This window comes from Burkholderia sp. S-53, assembly GCF_025560745.1.
GTDB lineage: Bacteria > Pseudomonadota > Gammaproteobacteria > Burkholderiales > Burkholderiaceae > Burkholderia > Burkholderia pyrrocinia.
On record NZ_CP090483.1, the window covers coordinates 3,206,260 to 3,231,293 of the forward strand.

General features: G+C 69.0%; 25 protein-coding genes. 11 read left to right on the plus strand and 14 right to left on the minus strand.

Going from position 1 to position 25,034, the window contains the following annotated elements; all coding sequences use genetic code 11:
* Positions 1-24: 24 nt before the first annotated feature.
* Positions 25-1,734 (plus strand): lactate permease LctP family transporter, encoded by a 1,710-nt coding sequence (locus LXM88_RS19895; RefSeq protein WP_262536448.1) that lies wholly within the window; start codon positions 25-27, stop codon positions 1,732-1,734.
* A 103-nt stretch (positions 1,735-1,837) separates the two neighbouring features.
* Here LXM88_RS19895 and LXM88_RS19900 read toward each other — a convergent pair whose 3' ends face one another.
* From LXM88_RS19900 to LXM88_RS19920, 5 genes are all read right to left on the minus strand, one after another.
* Positions 1,838-2,599, minus strand: a complete 762-nt coding sequence (locus tag LXM88_RS19900) for a M48 family metalloprotease (RefSeq protein ID WP_262536451.1) — start codon at positions 2,597-2,599, stop codon at positions 1,838-1,840.
* A gap of 199 nt (positions 2,600-2,798) precedes the next feature.
* Complete coding sequence (locus tag LXM88_RS19905; RefSeq protein ID WP_262536452.1) at positions 2,799-3,581, minus strand: glycosyltransferase family 2 protein; 783 nt, start codon at positions 3,579-3,581, stop codon at positions 2,799-2,801.
* A gap of 113 nt (positions 3,582-3,694) precedes the next feature.
* Complete coding sequence (locus LXM88_RS19910) at positions 3,695-5,005, minus strand: chorismate transformation enzyme, FkbO/Hyg5 family (protein ID WP_262536453.1); 1,311 nt, start codon at positions 5,003-5,005, stop codon at positions 3,695-3,697.
* Between the two features lie 87 nt (positions 5,006-5,092).
* Positions 5,093-5,809, minus strand: coding sequence for a 3-oxoacyl-ACP reductase FabG (gene fabG, locus LXM88_RS19915; protein ID WP_262536454.1), 717 nt, complete (start codon positions 5,807-5,809; stop codon positions 5,093-5,095).
* 110 nt (positions 5,810-5,919) lie between these two features.
* Positions 5,920-6,180 (minus strand): phosphopantetheine-binding protein, encoded by a 261-nt coding sequence (locus LXM88_RS19920; RefSeq protein ID WP_047901067.1) that lies wholly within the window; start codon positions 6,178-6,180, stop codon positions 5,920-5,922.
* 577 nt (positions 6,181-6,757) lie between these two features.
* Between LXM88_RS19920 and LXM88_RS19925 the strand changes: the two genes are divergently transcribed.
* From LXM88_RS19925 to LXM88_RS19970, 10 genes are all read left to right on the plus strand, one after another.
* Positions 6,758-7,411, plus strand: a complete 654-nt coding sequence (locus LXM88_RS19925) for a hypothetical protein (RefSeq protein ID WP_262536457.1) — start codon at positions 6,758-6,760, stop codon at positions 7,409-7,411.
* A 53-nt stretch (positions 7,412-7,464) separates the two neighbouring features.
* Positions 7,465-9,219: an acyl-CoA synthetase family protein gene (locus LXM88_RS19930; protein ID WP_262536459.1), complete on the plus strand. Its 1,755-nt coding sequence runs from the start codon at positions 7,465-7,467 to the stop codon at positions 9,217-9,219.
* Entirely contained in the window at positions 9,216-10,196 is a 981-nt protein-coding gene (locus tag LXM88_RS19935; protein ID WP_262536461.1) for an LpxL/LpxP family acyltransferase, read from the plus strand. Before LXM88_RS19930 ends, LXM88_RS19935 begins: the two co-directional genes overlap by 4 nt.
* Positions 10,193-10,834: an outer membrane lipoprotein carrier protein LolA gene (locus LXM88_RS19940; protein ID WP_262536463.1), complete on the plus strand. Its 642-nt coding sequence runs from the start codon at positions 10,193-10,195 to the stop codon at positions 10,832-10,834. The genes LXM88_RS19935 and LXM88_RS19940 overlap by 4 nt, the downstream gene beginning before the upstream one ends.
* Entirely contained in the window at positions 10,834-13,299 is a 2,466-nt protein-coding gene (locus LXM88_RS19945) for an MMPL family transporter (protein WP_262536464.1), read from the plus strand. The genes LXM88_RS19940 and LXM88_RS19945 overlap by 1 nt, the downstream gene beginning before the upstream one ends.
* Positions 13,296-14,186 carry a polysaccharide deacetylase family protein gene (locus LXM88_RS19950; RefSeq protein ID WP_262536466.1) on the plus strand — a complete coding sequence of 297 codons (891 nt, stop codon included), beginning with the start codon at positions 13,296-13,298 and terminating at the stop codon, positions 14,184-14,186. The genes LXM88_RS19945 and LXM88_RS19950 overlap by 4 nt, the downstream gene beginning before the upstream one ends.
* A 63-nt stretch (positions 14,187-14,249) precedes the next feature.
* Positions 14,250-15,461: a beta-ketoacyl-[acyl-carrier-protein] synthase family protein gene (locus tag LXM88_RS19955; protein ID WP_262536469.1), complete on the plus strand. Its 1,212-nt coding sequence runs from the start codon at positions 14,250-14,252 to the stop codon at positions 15,459-15,461.
* Between the two features lie 8 nt (positions 15,462-15,469).
* On the plus strand, positions 15,470-16,285 hold the full coding sequence (locus LXM88_RS19960; protein ID WP_262536471.1) for a beta-ketoacyl synthase chain length factor: 816 nt from the start codon (positions 15,470-15,472) through the stop codon (positions 16,283-16,285).
* Complete coding sequence (locus tag LXM88_RS19965) at positions 16,285-16,764, plus strand: hotdog family protein (RefSeq protein ID WP_262536473.1); 480 nt, start codon at positions 16,285-16,287, stop codon at positions 16,762-16,764. The genes LXM88_RS19960 and LXM88_RS19965 overlap by 1 nt, the downstream gene beginning before the upstream one ends.
* Entirely contained in the window at positions 16,761-17,090 is a 330-nt protein-coding gene (locus LXM88_RS19970) for a hypothetical protein (protein ID WP_262536475.1), read from the plus strand. The genes LXM88_RS19965 and LXM88_RS19970 overlap by 4 nt, the downstream gene beginning before the upstream one ends.
* 90 nt (positions 17,091-17,180) lie before the next feature.
* Here LXM88_RS19970 and LXM88_RS19975 read toward each other — a convergent pair whose 3' ends face one another.
* The 9 genes from LXM88_RS19975 to LXM88_RS20015 form a co-directional block, all read right to left on the minus strand.
* On the minus strand, positions 17,181-17,387 hold the full coding sequence (locus LXM88_RS19975) for a hypothetical protein (RefSeq protein ID WP_262536477.1): 207 nt from the start codon (positions 17,385-17,387) through the stop codon (positions 17,181-17,183).
* Between the two features lie 109 nt (positions 17,388-17,496).
* Positions 17,497-18,240, minus strand: coding sequence for an acetoacetyl-CoA reductase (gene phbB, locus LXM88_RS19980; protein ID WP_262536479.1), 744 nt, complete (start codon positions 18,238-18,240; stop codon positions 17,497-17,499).
* A gap of 216 nt (positions 18,241-18,456) precedes the next feature.
* Positions 18,457-19,638 (minus strand): acetyl-CoA C-acetyltransferase, encoded by a 1,182-nt coding sequence (locus LXM88_RS19985; protein ID WP_262536481.1) that lies wholly within the window; start codon positions 19,636-19,638, stop codon positions 18,457-18,459.
* A gap of 271 nt (positions 19,639-19,909) precedes the next feature.
* A complete protein-coding gene (phaP, locus tag LXM88_RS19990; protein WP_262536483.1) occupies positions 19,910-20,491 on the minus strand; it encodes a TIGR01841 family phasin in 582 nt (193 codons plus the stop codon).
* Positions 20,492-21,000: 509 nt separating this feature from the next.
* Positions 21,001-21,765, minus strand: coding sequence for a ParA family protein (locus LXM88_RS19995; protein ID WP_047899036.1), 765 nt, complete (start codon positions 21,763-21,765; stop codon positions 21,001-21,003).
* 101 nt (positions 21,766-21,866) lie between these two features.
* A complete protein-coding gene (locus tag LXM88_RS20000) occupies positions 21,867-22,490 on the minus strand; it encodes a DNA-3-methyladenine glycosylase (protein WP_262542883.1) in 624 nt (207 codons plus the stop codon).
* On the minus strand, positions 22,477-23,028 hold the full coding sequence (gene mug / locus LXM88_RS20005; RefSeq protein ID WP_262536488.1) for a G/U mismatch-specific DNA glycosylase: 552 nt from the start codon (positions 23,026-23,028) through the stop codon (positions 22,477-22,479). The genes LXM88_RS20000 and mug overlap by 14 nt, the downstream gene beginning before the upstream one ends.
* Before the next feature lie 120 nt (positions 23,029-23,148).
* Positions 23,149-23,703, minus strand: a complete 555-nt coding sequence (locus LXM88_RS20010) for a single-stranded DNA-binding protein (protein ID WP_096471798.1) — start codon at positions 23,701-23,703, stop codon at positions 23,149-23,151.
* 92 nt (positions 23,704-23,795) lie between these two features.
* Complete coding sequence (locus LXM88_RS20015; protein WP_034179048.1) at positions 23,796-24,983, minus strand: MFS transporter; 1,188 nt, start codon at positions 24,981-24,983, stop codon at positions 23,796-23,798.
* Positions 24,984-25,034: the final 51 nt, after the last annotated feature.

Here is a 25,034-nt window from a genome sequence, read left to right on the forward strand (position 1 = left end):
CAGACACAGATGGAGGAGACACCCATGCAGGTTTGGCATCAGATCTACACCCCGCTCGGCAGCCTCGGGCTATCGGCGTTCGTCGCCGCGATCCCGATCATCTTCTTTTTCGTCGCGCTGGCCGCGCTGCGGATGAAGGGCCACGTCGCGGCCGCGATCACGCTGCTGCTGTCGCTCGGCGTCGCGATCCTCGCGTACGGGATGCCCGTGCCGCAGGCGCTCGCGGCGGCCGGCTTCGGCTTCGCATACGGCCTGTGGCCGATCGCATGGATCATCGTCGCGGCCGTGTTCCTGTACAGGATCGTCGTGAAGACCGGCCAGTTCGACATCATCCGCGCGTCCGTGCTGTCGATCACCGACGACCAGCGCCTGCAGATGCTGCTGATCGGCTTCTCGTTCGGCGCGTTCCTCGAAGGGGCGGCCGGCTTCGGCGCGCCCGTCGCGATCACGGCCGCGCTGCTCGTCGGCCTCGGTTTCAGGCCGCTGCACGCGGCCGGGCTGTGCCTGATCGCGAACACGGCACCGGTCGCGTTCGGCGCGATGGGCATCCCGATCATCGTCGCCGGGCAGGTGACGGGCATCGACCCGTTCCATATCGGCGCGATGGCCGGCCGCCAGTTGCCGCTGCTGTCGCTCGCGGTGCCGTTCTGGCTCGTGTTCATGATGGACGGGCTGCGCGGCGTGCGGCAGACCTGGCCGGCCGCGCTCGTCGCGGGCGGCAGCTTCGCAGTCACGCAGTACTTCACGTCGAACCACATCGGGCCCGAACTGCCGGACATCACGTCATCGCTCGTCAGCCTCGTCGCGCTCGCGGCGTTCCTGAAGGTGTGGCAGCCGCGCACCGCGAAGCAGCCGGCCGGCGGCCTCGTCGCGTCCGGCGGCGGCGCGGCGCTGGCCGGGTTCGGTGCGGGCAGGTTCAACGCGGGCGGCACCGGCACGAGCCGGCAGGCGTCACCGTACACGCTCGCGCAGACCGTGCGCGCGTGGTCGCCGTTCCTGATCCTGACGGCCGTCGTCACCGTGTGGAGCATCGCGCCGTTCAAGGCGCTGTTCGCCGCGCACGGCGCGCTCGCGTCGACCGTGCTGAAGTTTCACGTGGCGGGGCTCGACCAGCTCGTCGTGAAGACCGCGCCGATCGCCGCGACGCCGAAGGCGCTCGACGCCGTGCTGAAGATCGATCTCGTGTCGGCGGTGGGCAGCGCGATCCTCGTGACCGCGCTGATCTCGATGGCGCTGTTGCGGATGAAGCCGCGCGACACGCTCGTCACGTTCGGCGAGACGCTGAAGGAGCTGACGCGCCCGATCCTGTCGATCGGCCTCGTGCTTGCATTCGCGTTCGTCGCGAACTACTCGGGGATGTCGTCGACGCTCGCGCTGATGCTGGCCGCGACCGGCGCCGCGTTCCCGTTCTTCTCGCCGTTCCTCGGCTGGCTCGGCGTGTTCCTGACCGGCTCGGACACGTCGTCGAACGCCCTCTTCTGCTCGTTGCAGCAGGCCACGGCGCATCAGCTCGGCTTGCCCGAAACGCTCGCGGTGGCCGCGAACACGACGGGCGGCGTGACCGCGAAGATGATCTCGCCGCAGTCGATCGCGGTCGCGTGCGCGGCGACCGGCCTGGTCGGCAAGGAGTCGGACCTGTTCCGCTTCACGGTGCGGCACAGCCTGCTGTTCGCGGTGATCGTCGGGTTGATCACGCTCGTACAGGCTTACGTGTTGCCGGGAATGGTGCCGTAAGCGGCACGCCGTCCCCAAAAAACAAAACCCCACGCCCGGAAGAGCGTGGGGTTTTTCTGTTCGCCTGCCGATCGCCGGCGCTGGCCGGCGATCGCCTGCGCGATCAGCTGCCCTTCGCGATGCGGTCCTCGATGTGCTGCGCACGGCTCGCCGACGACGGGTGCGAGCTCATCATCGAGCTCTGGCCGCCATCGAGCTTCGCGAGCTTCTGGAACGCGGTGACGAGGCCCTTCTGGGTCATGCCCTTCTGCTTCATCAGGTCGAACGAGTAGTCGTCCGCCGCGCTCTCCTGCGTCTGCGAGAACTGCGCGTTGATGAACTTCTCGGTGATGTCGCCGAGCTGCGAGCTCGTCAGCGCCGCCACGCCCGGCGATGCCGCGCCGGCCGCGCTGCGCGCCGCGCTCACCGCGTACGCCGTCTGCATCGCCTTCTTCGAGTGACCCAGTGCGACGTGGCCCATTTCATGGCCGATCACGCCGCGCAGCTCGTCGTCGTTCATCATGTCCATCAGGCCGCTGTACACGCGCACGCAGCCGTTGCCCATCGCCCACGCGTTGACGTCCTTGGTCATGTAGACCTTGTAGTTGATCTTCTGGCCGTTCAGCGTCATGTCGCCGAAGCCCTTCATCACCTTCGTCAGGCGCTTCGAATACGCGCTGTTCGCCGGCGCGATCTTCGATTCGGCGTCGCTGGACTTGCACGAGTCGTTCGACAGCGCGGCGATGTCTGCATCCGACAGCGTCGCTGCCTTGTACAGGTTCGTCCCCGCCGACGTCAGGCTGTTCGCGTCGAGGCTCTGTACCCCGCCGCATGCGCTCAACAGGAACGCCACGCCACACGCTGCCACCGCTTTCTTGAGTTGCATCCCGGATCCCTCGATAGTTGTATTTGGGAGCGGCGATTTTGCATAATCCGGCAGGAAATTACCAGATGTTTACATCCTATGACACCTTCATTACCCATAGGATTGGTACGAAGCGGCGATTTTCGGCGGAATTGACGAGCAAAAACGAATCAATCGCCCGTGAGCGGGCGACGATCGGGATGGAAAACGGGCGCGCCGCTCAGGCCGCCTGGTCGCGGCGTCGCGTCAGCCGCCGCGCGACCAGCATCGGCAGTCGCACCACGAAACCGATGAAAAGCCGCAGGTGCATCCACGCGAGCAGCGCGTTGTCGCGGCCGTAGTGGAAATGCGACACGCCGCCCTCATGCCGGCCGAAGTAGCGCACCGGCGCGTCGATGCGGATCGGACGCACGCCGGCCCAGCACAGCCGCACGGCCGCTTCCGGATCGAAGTCGAAGCCGCGCATCCACGGCTGGCGCCGCATGATCGCGGCGAGCGGCGCGACCGGATACACGCGAAAGCCGTACAGCGAATCGCCGATCCCGGCCCACAACGTCTCGAGGTCGGCCCATGCGTTCGACAGCCGGCGCCCCTGCACGCGCAACTGTGGCGCGCTCGCGTCGAACTTCGGCACACCGAGCACCATCGCATCGGGCGCGGCCTGCGACGCGGCCATGAAAGCGGGAATCAGGTCGGCCGGATGCTGGCCGTCGGAATCCATCGTCAGCACGTGCGTGAAGCCGCTCGCGGCAGCCGCGTCGAGCCCCGCGAGCACCGCGGCGCCCTTGCCGCGGTTCTCCGGCAGCACGATCACGCGCAACCCGGGATCGTGCTCGGCCATCGCCTGGAGCCGCTCGGCGCTGCCGTCGGTGCTGCCGTCGACGACGACCCACACCGGATTCCACTGCGCGCGGGCATTGCGCACGGTCGTGTCGACCTTGGCGCCCGGGTTGTAGCTCGGGATCAGCACGAGATGGGTGGATGAAGCGTGCAGCTTGGACATGGGAACGGCCGGATGCGAAGACGGGGATCCTGACAAAAGTTTATGACTTGCCGACGAATGGCGGCAGGCTTCGTCGACGCCCGCCGGTTGCCGGATCGTAAGGTTCTCCCGCTTCATGACAGCCACTCCATCACATGACCCGCGCTGGCTTCGATCTCGACCAGCAGGTCGTCGCGGCAGACGTCCGCATGGACGAACAGCGGCCGCACGCCGGGGCCGGCCGCATCGCGCAGCACACGATCGATCGCGGCAAGCGCGGCGGCATCGCCGGCATCGCGCACGTAGACGCGATAGGTCAGGTCGGCGAGCGAGAACGGGCCGTGCCCCTGCCGTGCGGCCTGCTCGAGCACGGCCGCGAGGTTCGCGACCGTCTCGCGCGTTTGCGCGACGACGTCGCCGGGATGCACGGTACGGTGCCCGACGATGCTCGCGGTGCCCGATACGAACAGCACCGGCGCGGCGTCGCGATCCGCCCAGGCGGCTGCGCGCGCGAACGTCGGCGCACGCGGGCCGTACTGCGCCGGATAGTGATACGCGCTCACCTGGCGCGGGTTCTCGACCGGATCGGCCGGCGTGCGGCTCGCAAGAAAATGGATCGCGAGCGGCGCGGCCGGCGATGCGTCGCCCGCGACCGGCACGACCGACCCGAGCGCGCACGCGGCCGGCACGCCGCCCGTCAGTGCGCGGCGGCATGCGTCGAAGGCGTGCTGACGGCCGATATTGAACTGACGATAGCGTTCGATCCCGAACTGCACGGCATTGATGGCCGGCACGGTGTTCCAGATGCGCAGCGGATGCGGCATGCCGAGCGTATCGAGCACGTCGAACAGCGCGCGGTATGCGTCGTGCGTCGCGCGTTCGAGCGGCGTGCCGCGGTCGCGCAGCGCGCCGGGTGTTTCCGGCACGACGACGCTGCCGAACACGAGCCCTGCCGCTTCGCTGTAGCGATAGTGCAGCGCGCCGCGCCGTTCGCTGCGCAGGTCGCGCGCATTGCATTGCCAGATTTCGCAGACGGCGTCGTCCGGTGCGACGCCGGCGCCGAGCAGCGCCATCTGCACCGGTGCGACCGGCAGATCGGAGGCGGCATCGGCCAGCATCCGCGCTGCCGCATCGGCGTGCGTTTCAGTCTGCGATTCTGCGTACGATGCGTGCTGCAACCCGGCCGCGCCGATACACACCGCGCCCAACGCGCCCGGAAACGCGCGGTCGAATCCTTCGCCGCGCATGCGCGCATCGCGCAGCGACGCGGCAAGCCGCGCATGACTCATCTGGACGAGCTGCAGTGCGCGGTCGCCGCCGTGCGCGAGCCGCGCGCCCGATCGCAATGCGTCCGATCCGGCCGCCGACTGCCCGCGCGCAACCGGCGCGGTGGCTGACGAAAGGGAACACGGGCGCCGTTCGGCGTCGACTGGATGCACGGACACTTCGATTTCCTCACTGTGCGGCGCAGGCCGCGCGACATCGCGGCCAGCATCGCGTTGCGCGACGTCAGGCCGACGCCGCGCGTTTCGTCATGCGAGCCCGCCGTTGACGGACATCACCTGCCCCGTCACGTAGGCCGCGGCGTCGGACACCAGATACGCGACCATCGCCGCGACTTCGTCGGGCCGGCCCGCGCGCTGCGCGGGCACGAGCTGCTTGATCCGTTCGGCGGGAAACGCCTGTTCGGCCATCGGCGATTCGATGATGCCGGGCGCGACCGCGTTCACGGTGATGCCGCGCGACGCGAGCTCCAGCGACAGCGACTTGGTCGCGCCGATCAGCCCCGCCTTCGCGGCCGCGTAATTGACCTGCCCGCGGTTGCCGGTCACGGCGGCCACCGATGCGATGTTGACGATCCGCCCGCGCCGCGTGCGGATCATCGGCAGCAGCAGCGGCTGCGTGACGTTGAAAAAACCGTTGAGCGTCACGTCGATCACGCTGTGCCACTGATGGCGCGACATGCCGGCCATCGGCGCGTCGTCGTGAATGCCCGCGTTGTTGACCAGGATCTGCACCGGCGACTCGTCGGCGAGCGGCGCCAGCACGGCGAGCGTCGCGTCGGCGTCGGTCACGTCGAACGCGATCGCGCGCGCGGTGCCGCCGGCCGCGACGATCTGCTGCGCGACGGCCTCCGCCTGCGCGAGATGGCGGTTCGCATGGACCCACACTTCATGGCCGGCCTGCGCGAGCGCCGTGCAGATTGCCTGCCCGAGTGCGCCGCTGCCGCCCGTCACGAGCGCCCGCATCGAATTGCTCCGTTCATCGCGTTCCACCTTGATCGACGCGGCCGCGCATCGTCTGCCGATCGCCGCCGCGTGCCGTCTTCACCTGCGCGCCGCGCCCGTGCGCGACGCCGTCATTTCGTGCGATGCGCGGCGACGTACGCGGCCAGCGCACCGAGCGTCGCAAAGATCTTCTGGTTATCCGGATTGTCCGAGCGCAGTTCGAAGCCGTATTTCTTCGAGATCAGCAGCGCGATTTCCAGGATGTCGATGGAGTCGAGCCCGAAACCTTCGCCATACAGCGGGGTCTCGTCCGTCACTGTTTCGAGCGGGACGTCTTCGAGATTCAGTTCGCCGATGATCAGCGTGGCGAGCTCTTGTTCCAGTGCGTTCATCATGCGTGCGAGCAGGCGGCCAATGGCAGCGGGAGGCGCCCGGAAACGGCAACCGTCGTGCACGCCCGGCGCGTGCAAATCTCCGTCCCTCCGGCGTCTACCGGCGTCCCCGCCTGCGTTATTTGGGGATCGTTTGTAAAAGTTACGCGGATTCTAGACGATGGGTATCGGGCCGTATACGGGGAATGGTTACAGACTGGCGCGCCGGCGCCGCGGCCCGTTTCGGAACGCGAATGCACGAGACGCTTGAGCCGCTTTGGATGGAAATGGACCGACCCCGCGAAACCGTTCGTCCGGTGCCATACAATCGGTTACAAAACCCGCACGCCCCCGCCCCGAACACGCCGTGCCGCGGCCCTAAAATGAGCGTGCCCGACCACCGGCCCGGACCCGCGTCCCGGCCGCCATTCATATGATGTTTGCCGGTCCGACCATTGCGTCCGGCCACGATCCGCCCGATGTCTCCAGTCATGCCGCGTCCGTCCTTCCGCTCCGTTCCGGTCCCCCCGCCCGTCAGCCGCTGCACCGCAGCTGCAGCCGGACGCGGATGCGCACGCCGTACGCCCGGAGGCCGCCGATGAGCCGGCTGCTGCCTGTCGTGCGCGGCGTCGCCGCGGTCGGCGCCGTGGCGGCCTACCAGGCCGGCGCGCACTACGCGGCCGCGACGCCCGGCGCGCACGGCTTCGGCCTCGCGATGGCGCTCGTGCCGCCGCTGCTGCTCGCGCTCGGCGTGGCGCTGCGCTCGCCGCATCGCGCATGGCTGGTGCCGGCGTGGCTGCTGGCCGCCGCCGCGCTGTGGGCCGCGCGCGCGCCGCTCGCGCAGCACTTCGAATGGGGCCTGTATCTGGAACACGCGAGCTTCAACGTCGCGATGGCGCTGCTGTTCGGCCGCACGCTCGCCGCCGGCGAGGTGCCGCTGTGCACGCGCTTCGCGGCGAAGATCCGCGGCAACGTCACGCCGGCCGTCGCCCGCTATACGCGGCAGATCACGCTCGCGTGGACACTGTTCTTCGTCGCGATCGCCGCCGTGTCGACGCTGCTGTTCGCGACCGCGCCGATCGTCACGTGGTCGACGTTCGCGAACTACCTGTCGCTGCCGCTCGTCGCCGTGATGTTTGCCGCCGAGCATGCGTGCCGGCGCTTCGCGCTGCCGCACGAGCCGCGGTCGCGAATGGTCGACGCGGTGCGCGCGTATCGCACGACGACCCACGCGTCGCAGGCGTCACGATGAATCCACGGCCGGCGCGCGACCGCGCCGGCCTTCGCTCCCGTTTTTACCGATTTATGCCGACTTACCCGCTGGTATTCCATTCCTCGCCGGACCAGACGATCGCCTGGCGCGACGGTGCGCCCGTCACCGTGCGCGCGTTCGTCGCCGACGTCGCGCGCGTCGCAGCGGCGCTGCCCGACGGCGGCCACGTGTTCAACGTGTGCCGCGACCGCTACCGCTTCGCGGTCAGCCTGTGCGCGGCGCTCGTCGCCGGCAAGGTCAGCCTGCTGCCGTCGACGCACACGCCGGAAATGGTCCGCCAGCTCGCGTCGTTCGCTCCCGACGCGTTCTGCCTGCACGACGCGCCCGACTGTGCGATCGATCTGCCGCGCTTCGCGTACCCCGATGCTGCGCCCGGCGACCTCGCGAACGATGCGCCGTTCGCGGTGCCCCGGATCGATGCGACGCGGATCATGGCGTATGTGTTCACGTCCGGCTCGACCGGCGCGCCGGTGCCGCACCGCAAGACCTGGGGCTTCCTGGTCGGCTGCGTGCGCGCGGCGGCCGACCGCCTCGGGCTGCTCGACGGCCGTGCGGCCACGCTGATCGGCACGGTGCCCGCGCAGCACATGTACGGCTTCGAGTCGACGGTGCTGCTCGCGCTGATCGGCGGCCTCGCGTTCAGCAACCGCCAGCCGTTCTACCCGGTCGACATTCGCGACGAACTCGACGCGATCCCGCAGCCACGCGTGCTCGTCACGTCGCCGATCCACCTGCGCGCGCTGCTGTCCGCCGGCCATGCGCTGCCGCGTGCGGCGCTCGTGCTGTCGGCCACCGCGCCGCTGTCGGAAAAGCTCGCGTGCGAAGCCGAGGCCGCACTCGACGCGCCGCTCGTCGAGATCTACGGCAGCACCGAGACCGGCCAGATCGCAACCCGTCGCACGTCGCAAGGCGCGGCATGGGCGCTGTTCCCGGGCATCCGGCTCGACGCGCGCGACGCGCCGGCAAGCGACGGCGCGGGCAACGACGGCGGGCCGACCGTGTGGGTATCGGGCGGGCACGTCGAGGCGCCCGTGCCGATGGGCGATGCGCTCGAACTGCTCGGCGACGGCCGCTTCCTGCTGCACGGCCGCAAGGCCGACCTCGTCAACATCGCCGGCAAGCGCACGTCGCTCGCGTACCTGAACCATCAGCTCAACGCGATTCCGGAGGTGGTCGACGGCGTATTCTTCATGCCCGACGAAACCGCGCCGGCGCACGGCGACGCGGGCCTCGAACCGGTCACGCGCATCGTCGCGCTCGTCGTCGCGCCGACGCTCGCGGCCGCCGATCTGCAGCGCGCGCTACGCGAGCGGATCGATCCCGCGTTCATGCCGCGCCCGCTCGTGTTCGTCGATGCGCTGCCGCGCAACGAAACGGGCAAGCTGCCGCGCGACGTGCTGGCCGCACTCGTTGCGCGACACGCGCGAGCCGCGACCGCGCCGACGGCCGCACGCGCCGCGACCGGCACGCCCGCGCTCGCGTTCACGATTCCCGCCGACCATCCGGCGCTGCCCGGCCATTTCCCCGGCCATCCGGTCGTGCCGGGCGTCGTGCTGCTCGATCATGCGATCCACGCGATCGGCGCAGCGCTGAACCGCCCGCTGCATGCGTGGCGGCTCGGTTCCGCGAAATTCCTCAGCCCGGTCGCGCCCGGCGAACCGCTCGATCTCGCGTTCGACGCCGCAGCGAGCGGCGCGATCCGCTTCACGCTGCGCGCCGGGTCGCGCGACGTCGCGACCGGCGTGCTGTCCGCGCCGCCGGCCGCGCTGGACGGTGCACAACCATGAAGCGCACCGCGTGGGCCGAACGCCAGGAGCGCAGCAACGCGGGATTGCTGCGCGCGATGACGTGGATCTCGCTGCGTTTCGGCCGGCAGCGCGCGCGCATCGTGCTGCACCTGATCGCGACATATTTCGTGCTGTTCTCGCCGGTCGCCTGCGCGGCGTCGCGCGACTACCTGCACCGCGTGCTCGGCCGCCCCGCGCGCTGGCGCGACGTGTACCGGCACGTGTTCACGTTCGCGGCGACGATCCACGACCGCGTCTACCTGATGAACGGACGCTTCGACCTGTTCGACATCCGGCTGCACGGCGAAACGCTGGTCGATGCTGCGCTCGCGGGCGGACGCGGCGCGTTCCTGATGGGCGCGCACCTCGGCAGCTTCGAGGTCGTGCGCGCGATCGGCCGCACGCACCCGGACCTGCGCGTCGTCGTCACGATGTACGAGAAGAACGCGCGCAAGATCAACGCGACGCTCGCCGCGGTAAATCCGGCCGCGACGCCGGAAGTCATCCCGCTCGGGCAGGTCGACTCGATGCTGAAGGTGCGCGAGCGCCTCGACGCGAACTGCATGGTCGGCATGCTCGCCGATCGCACGCTGCTCGACGATGCAGCCTCGTCGCTACGCCGGCTGCCGCTGCTCGGCGCGCCGGCCGCGTTCCCGCTCGGCCCGCTGTACATGGCCGCGATGCTGCGACGCCCGGTGATCTTCATGACGGGCCTCTATCGCGACGGCAATCGCTACGATGTGCACTTCGAGACGCTCGCCGATTTCTCCGACGTGCGGCGCGACGCGCGCGCGGCGGCCGTCGACGCGGCACTCGCACGCTACGTCGCGCTGCTCGACAAGTACTGCCGCGCGGCGCCGTACAACTGGTTCAACTATTTCGATTTCTGGCAAGTCGGCGACGCTGCCGCCACCGCGCGCCGCGCCGTTGCGCCCGCCGCTGCCGACTTGCCCGCCACGAGGGATTCCGACGCATGACCGCCGTTCGCCGCTTCCTGCCCCCGCTCCCGTTCGCGTTTCACCGCGTCGCCCGCCTGCTCGCCGCCACCGCCGCCGCGATCGCGCTGGCAGCGCCCGCGCAGGCGGCCGACACGGCCTCGGCCTGGAATCTCGACCGGCTGATGTCGACGCTCGCGCAGCACAAGTCGGGGCGCGCGACGTTCACCGAGACGAAGTACCTGTCGATCGCCACGCAGCCGGTCGAGTCGTCCGGCGAACTCGTGTTCGTCGCGCCCGATCATCTGGAAAAGCACACGCTGAGCCCGAAGCCCGAACACCTCGTCGTCGACGGCGACATGCTCACCGTCGAGCGCAACAACCGCAAGTACACGCTCGCGCTCGCGCGCTATCCGGAGCTCGGTGCGTTCATCGACAGCATTCGCGCGACGCTCGCCGGCAACCGCTTCGCGCTCGAGCAGGTGTACAAGGTCGCGCTGGCCGGGCGCGGCGACGACTGGACGCTGACGCTTACGCCGCTCGACTCGCGGATGCTGAAAGTCGTCAGCACGATCACGCTCGACGGCACGCGCGACGTGTTGCGCAGCGTCGCGATCCGGCAGGCCGACGGCGATCATTCGGTGATGCGCCTGCAACCCGTTCCGGCGACCCCGAACTGATGGACGAACGCATCCGGCCCTCGCCCGTCAGCCACCGCCTGCACGCGTTGCGGCAGCGCGCGGTGCTCGTGTGGCTGCTCGCGCTCGTCGCGTGCGGCGTCGCGATCGGGCGCGCGCACTTCACGGCCGACCTGTCCGCGTTCCTGCCAAGCTCGCCCAGCGCCGGGCAGCGCGTGCTCGTCGACCAGTTGCGCGACGGCATCGTGTCGCGGCTGATCCTCGTCGCGATCGACGGCGGCGACGCCACCACGCGCGCCGCGCTGTCGCGGCGCGTCGCCGGCGCGCTGCGCGCCGATCCGCAGTTCGCGGCGGTTCACAACGGCGAAGCGGCGAACGACGCGCGCGACCGGCAGTTCATCTTCGATCATCGCTACCTGCTGAGCCCGGCCGTCACGCCGCAGCGCTTCAGCGCCGACGGCCTGCACCAGGCGCTCGGCGACAGCCTCGACCTGCTGAGCTCGTCGGCCGGCCTCATGGCCAAGGCGATGCTGCCGCGCGATCCGACCGGCGAAGTCGCCGCGCTCGTCGACCAGCTCGACAGCGCTGCGCAACCGGCGAGCCGCGACGGCGTGTGGGCGTCGCGCGACGGCACGCGCGCGGTGCTCGTCGTGCAAACGGCCGCGGCCGGCTCCGATACCGACGCTCAGGCACGCGCGATCGACACGGTGCGCCGCGCATTCGCCGCCGCGACGCAGGCCGTGCCGAACGCGGCCGCGACCACGCTCGCGATGACGGGCCCCGGCGTGTTCTCGGTCGACATGCGCGACACGATCCGCCGCGACGTCGAGCGGCTGTCGACCGCGAGCGTCGTGCTGATCGTCGCGCTGTTGCTGACGCTGTACCGCTCGCCGCGCACGCTCGCGCTCGGGTTGCTGCCGGTGCTGACGGGCGTCGCGGCCGGGATCGCGGCGGTCAGCGTCGCGTTCGGCACGGTCCACGGGCTGACGCTCGGCTTCGGCACGACGCTGATCGGCGAAGCCGTCGACTATTCGATCTACCTGTTCGTGCAATCGGCGCAGGCCGGCGCGCGCGGCACCGCGCGCCCGGCCGACGCAACGCGCGCATGGCTCGCCGCGTACTGGCCGACGATCCGGCTCGGCGTGCTGACGTCCGTATGCGGTTTCGCGTCGATGCTGTTCTCGGGATTCCCGGGCCTCGTGCAGCTCGGGCTGTATTCGATCGTCGGGCTGACGGCCGCCGCGCTCGTCACGCGCTTCGTGCTGCCGCACCTGCGCGGCGAGCATGTCGCGATCCGCGACGTGTCGCGCGTCGGCGCCGTGCTCGCGCGCGCGGCCGACGCCGCGCCGCGGCTGCGCTGGCCGCTCGCCATGCTCGTGGTCGCCGCGTGCGCAACGCTCCTGCTGCATCGCGACGGCCTGTGGAGCCGCGAGCTCGCCGCGCTCAGCCCCGTGCCGGCGCACGCGCAGGCGCTCGACGCACGGCTGCGCGCCGATGTCGGTGCGCCCGACGTGCGCTACCTCGTCGTGATTTCCGCGCCGACCGAACAGGCGGCGCTCGAAGGGTCCGAAAAGGTTGCCGCACAACTGCAGCCGCTGGTCGACCAACGCATGCTTGCGGGTTTCGAAAGCCCCGCGCGCTACCTGCCGAGCGATGCCGCGCAGCGCACGCGCCAGGCGAGCCTGCCGGATGCGGACGTGCTCGCCGCGCGGATGCGCGACGCCGTCGCGAACCAGCCGATCGCGGTGAAACCCGACCTGTTCGTGCCGTTCGTCGCCGATGTCGAGGCTGCCCGCCGCGCACCGCTGCTGACGCGCGCGGACTTGCGCGGCACGTCGATGGCGCTCGCGGTCGATGCGCTGCTGACCGAACGCGACGGCCGCTGGAATGCGATGCTGTCGCTGCGCGCGCCGGACGCCGCACGCGCAGCGCAAGCGGCGCAAGGGCTCGACGCAACGCCGATACGCGCGGCCGTCGCGCGCGCGGGCGTGCCCGATGCGCTGTTCGTCGACATGAAGGCCGAAGCCGATCGCCTTTACGTGAGCTACGTGCACGAGGACATCCGGCTGTCGCTCGCGGGTTTCGCGGCGATCGCCGTACTGCTGCTGATCGCACTGCGTTCGCCGCGCCGTGCCGTGCGCGCGCTCGCGCCGCTCGTCGCGGCCGTGCTGGTCGTGACGGCCGGCTTCGCGCTCGCCGGCGTGCAGCTGACGATCCTGCACCTCGTCGGCATGTTGCTGATCGTCGCGGTCGGCTCGAACTATGCGCTGTTCTTCTGCAAGCGCGACGATGCGCAGCCCGTCACGCCGTACACGCTCGTGTCGCTGCTGGTCGCGAACCTCGCGACGGTTGCCGGCTTCGGGCTGCTGGCGCTGTCGCGCGTACCGCTGCTCGAAACCTTCGGGCTGACCGTCGGCCCCGGCGCGATGCTCGCGCTCGCGTTCGCGGCGATTCTCGCGCCGCGCGCCGCGGCTACCGGCCATCGTCGTCAACGGAGTACGGCATGAACGCACCGTCGTCCGTTCCGCCGCGCCAGGCCGGCCAATCCGGCGCACGCCGCTGGAAGCCGACGCCGCTGATCGCGGGCACGGCCGTGGTGCACGCGGGCGCGGCCGCCGCCGTCGTTGCGCAACCGGCCGCGTGGCCGTGGGCCGTCGGCGGCGTGGTCGCGTCGCATCTCGCGCTGACGGCCGCCGGCCTGTGGCCGCGCAGCACGCTGCTCGGTCCGAACTGGACGCGCCTGCCGGCCGGCGCCGGCCGCCGGATCGCGCTGACGATCGACGACGGCCCGGACCCGGATGTCACGCCGCGCGTACTCGACCTGCTCGACCGTTACGACGCGCGCGCGACGTTCTTCTGCATCGGCGATCTGGCGCGCCGTCATCCGCGGTGGATCGAGACGATCGTCGCACGCGGTCACGCGGTCGAGAACCACAGCCAGCGGCACCGGCATACGTTCTCGCTGTCGGGGCCCGCCGCGCTGCGGCGCGAGATCGCGGCCGCGCAGCAGACGCTGACCGAGATCGCCGGCACGCGCCCGCTGTTCTTCCGCGCGCCGGCCGGCCTGCGCAATCCGTTTCTCGAACCGGTGCTGTGCGAACTCGGCCTGCAGCTTGCGAGCTGGACGCGGCGCGGCTTCGACACGCGCGCGCACGACGCGGCGACCGTCACGCGCCGCCTGCTGCACGGCCTCGAACCGCGCGACATCCTGCTCGTGCACGATGGTCACGCGGCACGCGACGCGCGCGGCGAACCGGTCGTGCTCGACGTACTGCAAGCGGTGCTGCGCGCGGCCGCCGATGCGCAACTGCACTGGACCACGTTGCGCGCGGCGCTCGCGCCCGAACCGCCCGGCCAGCCGGGCATTCCTGCGCCCCCGTTTGATAAAATCTGACCTCGAACGGCGCGCCTGCCAGCCCTGCTGCGGCGCCCGTTCCGGCCACCGGATGCGACCCTCGTGAAACCTCTCCTGCTCTCGCACTTCACCGCCACCAGCTGCATCGGCCGCGGCCTCGATGCGACCCTCGGCGCGCTGCGCGACGCCCGCGGCGGGCTCGCGCCGTGCGACTTCGAGCGCGCGGATCTCGACACGTGGATCGGCGCGGTCGACGGCGTCGATGCGCAACCGGTGCGCGCCGATCTCGCCGACTTCGAATGCCGCAACAACCGCCTCGCACAGCTCGCCCTCACGCAGGACGGTTTCGACGCGAGCGTCGCGGCGGCCGTGGCGCGCTACGGCGCGGCGCGCGTCGGCGTGTTCGTCGGCACGAGCACGGCCGGCATCCTCGAGACCGAACGCGCGTACCAGCATCGAGATCCGGCGAGCGGCGCACTGCCCGCCGACTTCCACTATGCGCACACGCACAACACGTATTCGCCGGCCGCGTTCGTGCGCGCATATTTCGCGCTGCGCGGGCCGGCGATGGCGATCTCGTCCGCGTGCTCGTCCGGCGCGAAGGTGTTCGGCTCCGCGCGCCGCATGATCGAAGCCGGGTTGATCGACGCGGCCGTCGTCGGCGGTGTCGATTCGCTGTGCCTGACGACGCTGTACGGCTTCAATTCGCTCGAACTGCTGTCGCGCCGGCCGTGCCGGCCGTTCGACGTCGCGCGCGACGGCATCTCGATCGGTGAGGCGGCCGCGTTCGCGCTCGTCGAACGCGTGCCCGAACCGCCCGCCGCACTCGACGGCAACGCGATCCTGCTGCTCGGCATCGGCGAATCGAGCGATGCGCACCATATGTCGTCGCCGCATCCGGACGGGCTCGGCGCACGCGTCGCGATCGAGCAGGCACTTTCGTCCGCCGGCCTCGGTGCGAACGACATCGACTACGTGAACCTGCACGGCACCGCGACGCCGAGCAACGACGCGGCCGAAAGCCGCGCGGTCGGCGCACTGTTTGCGAGCACGCCGTGCAGCTCGACGAAGGGCGCGACCGGCCACACGCTCGGCGCGGCCGGCGCGCTCGAAGCGGTGGTCGCCGCGCTCGCGCTGCGCGAGCAGTTCGTGCCGGCCGGCGTCAACACGACGCAACCGGACCCGGCGCTCGCCGCCGACTACGTGCTCGCGAGCCGCGCGACGCGCGTGCGCGCCGTGCTCTCCAATTCGTTCGGCTTCGGCGGCACGAACTGCAGCCTGATCCTCGGCCGCGCCGACCACGTACGCCGTTGAGGCCCGACATGACGCTCACCGCCTTCATCGAAAGCATCGGCCTCGTCGGGCCCGGATTGAACGACTGGCCGCACGCGGCCGACGTGCTCGCGGGCCGCGCGGCCTATGCGAGCGCACGCACCGTGCTGCCGCCGCCGGCCGGCCTGCCGTCGGCCGAGCGGCGCCGCACGGGCCCCGTCGTGCGCGTCGCGCTCGCGGTCGGGCACGAAGCGGTCGCCGCGAGCGGACGCGATGCGGCCACGCTCGCGACCGTGTTCAGCGCGTCCGGCGGCGACGGCCAGAACTGCCACGCGATCTGCGAAACCCTCGCCGGCGACGATCGGCAGCTGTCGCCGACGCGCTTCCACAACTCCGTGCACAACGCGCCGGCCGGTTACTGGAGCATCGCGACCCGCGCAATGGCGACGTCGAACGTGCTGTGCGCGCACGACGGCAGCTTTGTCGCGGGCCTGCTCGAGAGCCTGTGCCAGGTTGCGGTCGATCGCTTGCCGACCCTGCTGATCGCGTACGACACCGACTATCCGGAACCGCTGCGCACCATGCGGCCGATCGACGACGCATTCGGCGTCGCGCTCGTGCTCGCGCCGGAAGCAAGCGGGCGTGCGCTCGCCCGCATCGACGTGCAGCTCACCGACGCGCCCGCCACGACGCTCGCGAACGCCGAACTCGACGCACTGCGCACCGGCAATCCGGCCGCACGCGTGCTGCCGCTGCTCGATGCGCTCGCCGCGCGGCGCTCGGCGAGCGTCGTGCTCGACTACCTCGCCGATACACGCGTGCAGGTCGACATCGCAATGCCGGATACCTTTGCGGAGCGCGCGTGATGACTGCGACGCCCCCGTTGACGCCACCGCTCGACCACGCGTGGATCGCCGCACACATTCCGCACGGCGGCACGATGTGCGTACTCGATACGGTCGATGCATGGGACGCCGAACGCATCCGCTGCACCGCGACGAGCCACCGCGATCCGCACAACCCGCTGCGCTCGCACGGCAGGCTCGCATCGGTCTGCGGCATCGAATACGCGGCGCAGGCGATGGCCGTGCACGGCGCGCTGCTCGGTGCGCACGAAGAACGTCCGCGCGTCGGCTATCTGGCGAGCGTGCGCAATGTCGACGCGTTCGTCGACCGGCTCGACACGTTCGACGAGCCGCTCACCGTCGATGCGGAACGCGTGAGCGGCGACGGCCGCTCGGTGCTGTACGGCTTCGCGCTGCGCTGCGGCGATCGCGTGCTGCTGTCCGGCCGCGCCGCGGTGATGCTCGACGCGTCGGCAGCCGGCAATTCGAATCCTCGATGAAGAGGCTTACTCAAGGAAACCACGTCGTGAAAGTTCGTCAGTTCATTGGCACCGCGCTCGTTCTCGCGCTGATCAGCCCGATCGCGCATGCGGACATGTCGGAAGTGAAGCAGGACATCAAGCGCGATTCGAAGGAAGCCGCGCACAAGACCGGCGAAGCTGCACGCAGCTTCGGCCACGCGACCGCGAGCGCCGCGAAGGCGGTCGGGCACGGGGTCGCACACGCGTCGCGCGAAGGCTGGGATGCCACCAAACGCACGACAAAGCGGGTCTTCCACAAGAACGACTCGGGCGCGTCGGGTGGAAAGAGCGAAAAGAGCAATTGATCAAGCGCATCGCGCGCATCACCAGCTGAATGCGCGCGATGCGTGACCATTCACCAGTCGTGACGCCGCGCTAGCACGACGTCGCCGGCATCAACGCGCGCCGCGCATGCGGCGTGCCGGCCTCGCCGGCCGGCGCGCGAAGCACTTGCCGTACGCGACGAGCCAGCAATCGCGATGATCGAAGTTCCGCAGCAACCGCGCGCGGCGCCGCTCGAGCCAGTAGAGCACGATCGCCATCGTCAGCGCGACGGCCAGTGCCGAGCCGCCGATCGCGAGTCCCATCCAGATGTCGCCCATGCCTTCTCCGGAATGCGAGGCCGAAGCGGCGTACCTGCCGCCGCGCCGGCACTGGATATAGCGGAGCGCGGCCCGAAACGCGTGCAAACACCGTCCGGGCCGCCGCGCGTCAGTGCATGTGCTGGCCGCCGTTGATCGCGATGTTGGAGCCCGTCACGAAGCCGGCCTCCTCCGAGCACAGATAAGCGACCAGCGCCGCGACCTCCTCGGGCTTGCCGAGCCGGCCCGCCGGAATCTGCGGGAGGATCTTCGTGTCGAGGATGTCCTGCGGGATCGCCGTGACCATCTTCGTCGCGAGGTAACCCGGCGACACCGTGTTCACCGTCACGCCCTTGCGCGCGACTTCCAGCGCGAGCGATTTCGTGAAGCCGTGCATGCCGGCCTTCGCGGCCGCGTAGTTGGTCTGGCCGACCGAACCCTTCGAGCCGTTCACCGACGAGATGTTGACGATGCGACCCCAGCCGCGCTCGACCATGCCTTCGCAGACAGGCTTCGTCATGTTGAACACGGAATCGAGGTTCGTGCGGATCACGGCATCCCAGTTCACCTTGTCGAGCTTGCGCAGCGTCATGTCGCGCGTGATGCCCGCGTTGTTCACGAGAATGTCGACCGGGCCGACGTCCCGCACGATCTTCTCGATGCATTGCTGGCACGAATCGTGATCGGCCACGTCCACCGGATACGCATGAAACTCGCGACCGGCCGCGTGCATCTCGGTCAGCCAGCGATCGGCGCCGGTGTTGTTCGGCGAATACGTGACGACTACCCGGTGGCCCGCGTCGTTCAACCTGATGCTGACCGCTTCGCCAAGACCGCCCATTCCACCTGTCACAACTGCAATTCGCTTAGTCATCCTATAAATTACCGACAAAAAAGTAATCGATGAATGCGGGGCGGCGGCATCGCACATGCTGCCGCCCCACCGCTTCGATGCGCAGCCGCCCGCGTCGCGGGTGCGGCACGCACCGGAACATCGCGCTTGTTGTTGGCTGCTTGTCGTGCGCGAAGACACTTCGCCCACTGGCGACGCTGGCCGGCGCCGCCTGCGGGCCCTGTTTTCAGACCCTGCTCAGACTCGCTCGACCGCGAGCGCGACGCCCATCCCGCCGCCGATACACAGCGACGCCAGCCCGCGCTTCGCATCGCGCTTGGCCATCTCGTGCAGCAGTGTCACCAGGATCCGGCAACCCGACGCACCGATCGGGTGACCGATCGCGATCGCGCCGCCGTTCACGTTCACCTTCGACGTGTCCCAGCCCATCTGCTTGTGCACCGCCAGCGCCTGCGCCGCGAATGCCTCGTTGATTTCCATCAGGTCCAGGTCGCCCGGCGTCCAGCCCGCGCGTTCCAGGCAGCGGCGCGAAGCCGGCACCGGGCCCATCCCCATCACGCTCGGATCCACGCCCGCGTTCGCGTACGCCTTGATCCGCGCGAGCGGCGTCAGGCCGAGCGCCGCCGCCTTCTGCGCGGACATCACCAGCACCGCCGCCGCGCCGTCGTTCAGGCCCGACGCGTTCGCCGCCGTCACCGAACCGTCCTTCGAGAATGCCGGCTTCAGCCCCGCCAGCGATTCCGCCGTCACGCCGTGACGCACGAACTCGTCGGTCGCGAATTGCAGCGGCTCGCCCTTGCGTTGCGGAATCGACACCGGCACGATCTCGTCGCTGAAGCGCCCGGCCTTCTGCGCGGCTTCCGCCTTGTTCTGCGACAGCGCCGCGAACGCGTCCTGCTCTTCGCGCGTGATCCCGTATTCCTTCGCGACGTTCTCCGCCGTGATGCCCATGTGGTACTGGTTGTACACGTCCCACAGGCCGTCGACGATCATCGTGTCGACCAGCTTCGCGTCGCCCATCCGGAACCCGTCGCGCGAGCCCGGCAGCACGTGCGGCGACGCGCTCATGTTCTCCTGGCCGCCCGCGATCACGATCTCCGCGTCGCCCGCGACGATCGCGTTCGCCGCCAGCATCACGGCCTTCAGGCCCGAGCCGCACACCTTGTTGATCGTCATCCCCGGCACTGCCGCCGGCAGCCCGGCCTTGATCAGCGACTGCCGCGCCGGGTTCTGCCCCGAGCCGGCCGTCAGCACCTGGCCCATGATCACTTCGCTGACCTGCTCCGGCTTCACGCCCGCACGCTCCAGCACCGCGCGGATCACCGTCGCGCCCAGCTCGGGCGCCGCAATCTTCGCAAGCGAGCCGCCGAATTTGCCGACCGCGGTCCGCGCGGCCGATACGATCACTACATCCGTCATGTTCAGTTCCTGCATCGAAATCAGTTCGTCGTTCTGACGCCGGCACGCGCCGGCTGCAACTGGCGATGGCGCACGTCGGGCCATCCGGCGCGACAACGGTCGCACGCCGACGCACCGCGAGCAGCATCCGGTCGCACCGGCACGGCCCGCACATGCACCGGCGCCTTGCGGCAAGCCGAACGGTCGCCGTGCACCGCGCGGCACACGCAGTGCACGGCGCCATCCGGCGCCGATCAATCGTGTCGCGCCTGCGCGCGACACGCTCGCATCGTTACGCGGCCGATTCGCGCGCGGCCGCTGCGTCCTTGCGTGCGGCAGCCGTCTGCTTGGCGCCACGCGTGGCCGTTTCGCTGACCGCATCGAAGCCGCTCTGGGCGGCTTCGATCGCCTGCCCCGTCGCTGCGCGCACGGAGTCAGCCGCGGCCGTCGCCGCGGACAGCGCCGAATTCAGCGCGGCCACCACCGGTGCCGAGCCAGCCGGCGCATGCTTCGACAGCTCGCCGAGCACGTCCTTCAGGCGCTTGTCGTTCTGTTCGTATTGCGCCTGCGCGACCTTCGCCCATTCGGATTGCGTCGACACCGCGATGTCGAACAGATGGCGGCCGTACGACACGACCTTGCCGGCCGCTTCCTGCGGTGCGGCCACCTGCTGCGCGAAACCCGCGGCCGGATTGCTGCTGTTGAAGGCGTTCTTCAGCTTGTCTTCGTATTCCTCGAGCGCCGTCCGGGCCGCTTGCAGGTTGAGTTCGACGACAGCCTCGAAACCCTGGATCGCCGGACGGGCGATCGCAAACCACGCAGCGATTCCGGTTTGATAATCGGCGGTAAGTTTTTCGGGGGCAAATACGGACATCGGGCACGCTCCTGTTGGCAATGCGAGAGACGACGTAAAGAAAAATGGAAGCCAGATCGACAGCCGGCCACCTTATTGACAACCCGTCACTTATTTAAGTACGGGAAGTTGAAGGAGGCCATTCTAGATCGATTAATTGTCAATTAAATGGCATTAATGATAGGTGTAAACCCTTACTTCTCTTCGAGCAGCTGCTGGAGCCCGCGACACATCGACATCGCGGAGAAAGACATCGCAGCACTCTGTCCCGCAATGTCTTTTTACCTTTTTACAGCATAGCGCGCCGTGACGTTGCGCAACATTTACCAATTCATTATTCCGTTTATTAGAAAACCGGCGCCGATTGAAAATGGAGCGGCCGCTTATGTAATCGTTTTTTCTGGATTGATTATGAAATCGTTTCCGGGATTATTAATGCCGGAATCAATGATCGGATGAATTGCGGGTCGCAATGAAAATACCGGTGCGGCCGCATGAAGCGGCCACGGTCGGTTCCTGCGTGCGGGCGGTCAGCCGGCCAGTTCGCGATGCAACGCGAGGAATTCCTGCGCGAGCTTGTGCCCGGGTTCGAGATGGATCACGGGCTTGGACTGCTGATGCGACTCGCGGATCTTCACCGACGCCGACAGCTTCGATGCGAGCACCGGCAGCCCTTCGTCGACGAGCTCGTCGACCAGCCGTTGCGGCAGGCTCGCGCGCGGCTGGAACTGGTTGATGACGATCCCTTCGACCTCGAGCGCCGCGTTGTGGTCCTGCTGGATTTCCTTCACGTTCTCGAGCAGCGTGTACAGCGCGCGGCGCGAGAAATCGTCGCAGTCGAACGGGATCAGGCAGCGCTCGACCGCGATCAGCGCCGAGCGCGTATAGAAATTCAGCGCGGGCGGCGTGTCGATGTACACGGCGTCGTAGGTGTCGAGCTCGTTCAGCGCGTCGCGCAGCTTGTAGATCTTGTAGCGCGATTCGAGCTTGCCGTGCAGCGTGTCGAGGTCCGGATGCGCGGGCATCACGTCGAGCCCTTCGAACGGGGTCGGATGGATGAACGACGCGACGTCGACCGGACGGAAGTTGAAGGTCAGCGCGGTTTCGAAGAAACCGGCGACCCCCGGTTGCGCGTCGGCTGCGGCGTCGCCGAGCAGGTAGCGCGTGGAGTTCGCCTGCGCATCGAGGTCGATGACGAGCGTGCGCAGCCCTTCGCTCGCGCTGATCGCCGCCAGGTTGCAGACGATCGTCGATTTGCCCACGCCGCCCTTCTGGTTGAATACGACCCGCCGCATTGTGTCCCCCTCGATCGAACGTCGAAAGGACCAGCTTAGCCGGTCAATAATGGCGGCCGCGTGACGCAGATCGATTTACGCGCGATTGTGCGCGGCACGCATCAGGTGCGCGGCAGCGCCCCCGATACATGGCGATTGCCGGGCACGCTCCACCGCCACGGAAGATCCTTGCCGACGCGAATGCCGATGCGCGGCTCGCCCGCCAGATCCGCGGGCGGCGCCATGCCGTCGTCCACGACCGCAAACCCTTCTCGCGCGCCAACCAGATCGACGCCATCCTGGGCTCCATCGATCCCCATCGCCTGGGTCAGCCGAGCCGGCCCGCGGCACAGGTCGCGATCGCGCGTCAGCGGCGGCCGTGCCGCACGCATCTGTTCGAGCCCATGCAGCGGTTCCAGCGCACGGATCAGCACGCCCGTTCCCGTACCATCCGGACCGCACACGCAATTGCAGCACCAGTGCATGCCGTACGTGAAATAGACGTACAGGTGCCCGGGCGGCCCGAACATCGTCGAGTTACGCAGTGTCTTGCCGCGATAGGTATGCGCCGCCGGGTCGATCGCGCCGGCATAGGCCTCCACTTCGACGATGCGGCCGGCGCGGCCGTCGGCTGCCGCGAGGATCTTGTTGAGCAGTTGCGGTGCGACGTCGGTGGCGATGCGATCGAAGAACGCCCGCGGCAACACGGTGCCCGGCCATGGGGATGCCGTCTTACTGCGCCGCATCCGGCTGCCCCTCCGGTTGACGACCGGCAACGGTCTTCGCCTGCAGATAAAGCTGACGGTACGCGTCGACCAGATCGTCGAGGCCGAACGCAAGATTTCTCCCGCTCGGATTGGGCAGCACCCAGACGCTCGCGCGTTGCATGCGCGCCGGCTGCAATCCCCACGCGACTTCGCGTTGCCCCGCAAGCGCCGAATACGCCGCCTTGCCGAGAAAGGCGACGAAGCGCGGCCCATAACGCGCTACCTTCTGCTCGAACTCCGCCGCCGCGGCGATGAATTCCGCGCGCGAAAGCTGATCGGCACTCGCGGTCGGTCGCTTCACTACCGCCGTCAGGCCGCAGCCGTACCGGAGTATGGCGCGATCGTCGTTCGGAGGAATTTCCGTTGGCGTGAAACCCGCGAGATGAATCACGCGCCAGAAGCGGTTGCTTCTCCCCGCGAAGTGATGCCCGGTCGCGGCGGCGGTCATGCCGGGGTTGATCCCGCAGAACAGCACGTCGAGATGCGCAGCGATGAGGTCGGGGAGTTCGTCAGCCACGGTTCGTCAGCAGTGCGAGGTACAGCGACGTAAACGAAGCAAGGCCCGAAGACCCGCGCCAAGCAACCGGCTTGACTCGGACATTCGGGCCCATCGCGATGCGGGATGCCGACTTGGCCGTCAGAACGGAATATCGTCGTCCATCTCGTCGAAGCCGCCACCTGCCGGTGCACTCGGACGGCTCTGCGCGCCGCCGCCAGCACCGCCACGCGCCGCGCCGCCGGCACGACCGCCGCCGCCACCGCCGCGTTCCGCCTGCTCGCCGCGGCCGCCGCCACCACCACCGTAGCCGCCGCCGTAACCGCCTTCGTCACCGCCACCGCCGCCGCCGCCCGCACCGCCGCGGCCGCCGAGCATCTGCATCTGGTCGGCGACGATTTCGGTCGAGTAACGATCCTGGCCGTCCTGGCCTTGCCACTTGCGCGTGCGGATGCGGCCTTCGATATAGACCGACGAGCCTTTCTTCAGGTATTCGCTGACGATCTCCGCCAGACGGCCGAAGAACGCGACGCGATGCCACTCGGTCATTTCCTTGAAATCGCCGCTTGCCTTGTCCTTGTAGCGGTCGGTCGTCGCGAGACGGATGTTCGCAACCGCGTCGCCGCTCGGCAGGTAACGGACTTCAGGATCGGCGCCGAGATTGCCGACGAGGATGACCTTGTTGACGGATGCCATGTGTTTCTCCAGTAAATTCGATGCCGGGCCGCGTCGGAGCGGCCCGCCGGTCAAGCCGGCGAACGCCGCCGGTGCCTGCCCGAAAATCAGGTTCAGGCCTTGCGCGGCGGCGCTTTCATGCTGGCCGCGATTATAAGCCACGCGGCAACGAGCCCCGAACACGCGTAGAACACGGTGTTTGCACCCCCGTGCTTCAGCAGCCAGCCGCCCGCGATGCCGCCGAGCGCGAGCCCGATCGACTGCGTGGTGTTGTAGACGCCCGTGGCCGCACCCTTGCGCGAACCCGGCGCGAGCTTCGACACGAGCGACGGCTGCGACGCTTCCAGGATGTTGAACCCGAGGAAGTAGACGAACAGGATCGCCGCCACAATCAGGATGGTATGCGGCGCGCTGCCCAGCAGCAATTGGCCGATCAGGATAGCCAGAATGCCGCCCAGCAGCACCGGCTTCATCTTGCCCCGTTTTTCCGCGACGATGATCGCCGGGACCATCATCACGAACGCGAGCCCCATCACCGGCAGGTAGACCTTCCAGTGCGCGGCGACCGGCAGCCCGCCGTCGACGAGCAGGCGCGGCACGACGAGGAACAGCGCCGTCTGCGTCGCATGCAGCACCAGCACCCCGAAATTCAGGCGCAACAGCTCGACGTTATGCAGCACCTCGGCGAACGGCGCGGGCACGTGCACGGGCTTCGCCGCGTCGGGAACGATCCACACCACGACGCCGATCGCGAGGATCGACAGTACGCCGACGATCGTGAACAGCCCGCTCATCCCGACCCAGTGGAACACGATCGGCGCGCCGACGATCGCGACCGCGAACGACACGCCGATCGAGCCGCCGACCATCGCCATCGCCTTCGTGCGGTTCTGCTCGGAAGTCAGGTCGGCGATGAACGCGAGCACCGCGGACGACACGGCGCCCATCCCCTGGATCACGCGGCCGACGATGATCCACGTGATGTCGTGCGCAAACGCGGCGACGAAGCTGCCGAGCGCGAAGATCACGAGGCCCGCGGCGATCACCGGCTTGCGGCCGAACTTGTCGGACGCCCAGCCGTAGAAGATGTAGAACAGCGACTGAGTGACGCCGTAGGCCCCGAGCGCGATGCCGACGAGCAGCACGTTGTCGCCGCCGGGAATGGTTTTCGCGTAGACCGAGAACACCGGCATGATCATGAACAGGCCGAGCATGCGCAGCGCGAAGATCGCCGCGAGCGACGTGGTCGCGCGCAGCTCGGGCGCGGTCATGCGGGAAGACGTGGCGGACGGATTGGACATCGGGAATGAATTTCGAATGATCGGAATGTCCGCCCGGCAGCGGGCGGCGGA

Coding starts and splice junctions, on each gene's coding strand:
- LXM88_RS19895 (WP_262536448.1), top strand. CDS start 25: ATGCAGGTTTGGCATCAGATCTACACCCCGCTCGGCAGCCTCGGGCTA.
- LXM88_RS19900 (WP_262536451.1), bottom strand. CDS start 2,599: ATGCAACTCAAGAAAGCGGTGGCAGCGTGTGGCGTGGCGTTCCTGTTG.
- LXM88_RS19905 (WP_262536452.1), bottom strand. CDS start 3,581: ATGTCCAAGCTGCACGCTTCATCCACCCATCTCGTGCTGATCCCGAGC.
- fabG (WP_262536454.1), bottom strand. CDS start 5,809: ATGCGGGCGCTCGTGACGGGCGGCAGCGGCGCACTCGGGCAGGCAATC.
- LXM88_RS19920 (WP_047901067.1), bottom strand. CDS start 6,180: ATGAACGCACTGGAACAAGAGCTCGCCACGCTGATCATCGGCGAACTG.
- LXM88_RS19925 (WP_262536457.1), top strand. CDS start 6,758: ATGAGCCGGCTGCTGCCTGTCGTGCGCGGCGTCGCCGCGGTCGGCGCC.
- LXM88_RS19930 (WP_262536459.1), top strand. CDS start 7,465: ATGCCGACTTACCCGCTGGTATTCCATTCCTCGCCGGACCAGACGATC.
- LXM88_RS19935 (WP_262536461.1), top strand. CDS start 9,216: ATGAAGCGCACCGCGTGGGCCGAACGCCAGGAGCGCAGCAACGCGGGA.
- LXM88_RS19940 (WP_262536463.1), top strand. CDS start 10,193: ATGACCGCCGTTCGCCGCTTCCTGCCCCCGCTCCCGTTCGCGTTTCAC.
- LXM88_RS19945 (WP_262536464.1), top strand. CDS start 10,834: ATGGACGAACGCATCCGGCCCTCGCCCGTCAGCCACCGCCTGCACGCG.
- LXM88_RS19950 (WP_262536466.1), top strand. CDS start 13,296: ATGAACGCACCGTCGTCCGTTCCGCCGCGCCAGGCCGGCCAATCCGGC.
- LXM88_RS19960 (WP_262536471.1), top strand. CDS start 15,470: ATGACGCTCACCGCCTTCATCGAAAGCATCGGCCTCGTCGGGCCCGGA.
- LXM88_RS19965 (WP_262536473.1), top strand. CDS start 16,285: ATGACTGCGACGCCCCCGTTGACGCCACCGCTCGACCACGCGTGGATC.
- LXM88_RS19970 (WP_262536475.1), top strand. CDS start 16,761: ATGAAGAGGCTTACTCAAGGAAACCACGTCGTGAAAGTTCGTCAGTTC.
- LXM88_RS19975 (WP_262536477.1), bottom strand. CDS start 17,387: ATGGGCGACATCTGGATGGGACTCGCGATCGGCGGCTCGGCACTGGCC.
- phbB (WP_262536479.1), bottom strand. CDS start 18,240: ATGACTAAGCGAATTGCAGTTGTGACAGGTGGAATGGGCGGTCTTGGC.
- LXM88_RS19985 (WP_262536481.1), bottom strand. CDS start 19,638: ATGACGGATGTAGTGATCGTATCGGCCGCGCGGACCGCGGTCGGCAAA.
- phaP (WP_262536483.1), bottom strand. CDS start 20,491: ATGTCCGTATTTGCCCCCGAAAAACTTACCGCCGATTATCAAACCGGA.
- LXM88_RS19995 (WP_047899036.1), bottom strand. CDS start 21,765: ATGCGGCGGGTCGTATTCAACCAGAAGGGCGGCGTGGGCAAATCGACG.
- LXM88_RS20000 (WP_262542883.1), bottom strand. CDS start 22,490: ATGCGGCGCAGTAAGACGGCATCCCCATGGCCGGGCACCGTGTTGCCG.
- LXM88_RS20010 (WP_096471798.1), bottom strand. CDS start 23,703: ATGGCATCCGTCAACAAGGTCATCCTCGTCGGCAATCTCGGCGCCGAT.
- LXM88_RS20015 (WP_034179048.1), bottom strand. CDS start 24,983: ATGTCCAATCCGTCCGCCACGTCTTCCCGCATGACCGCGCCCGAGCTG.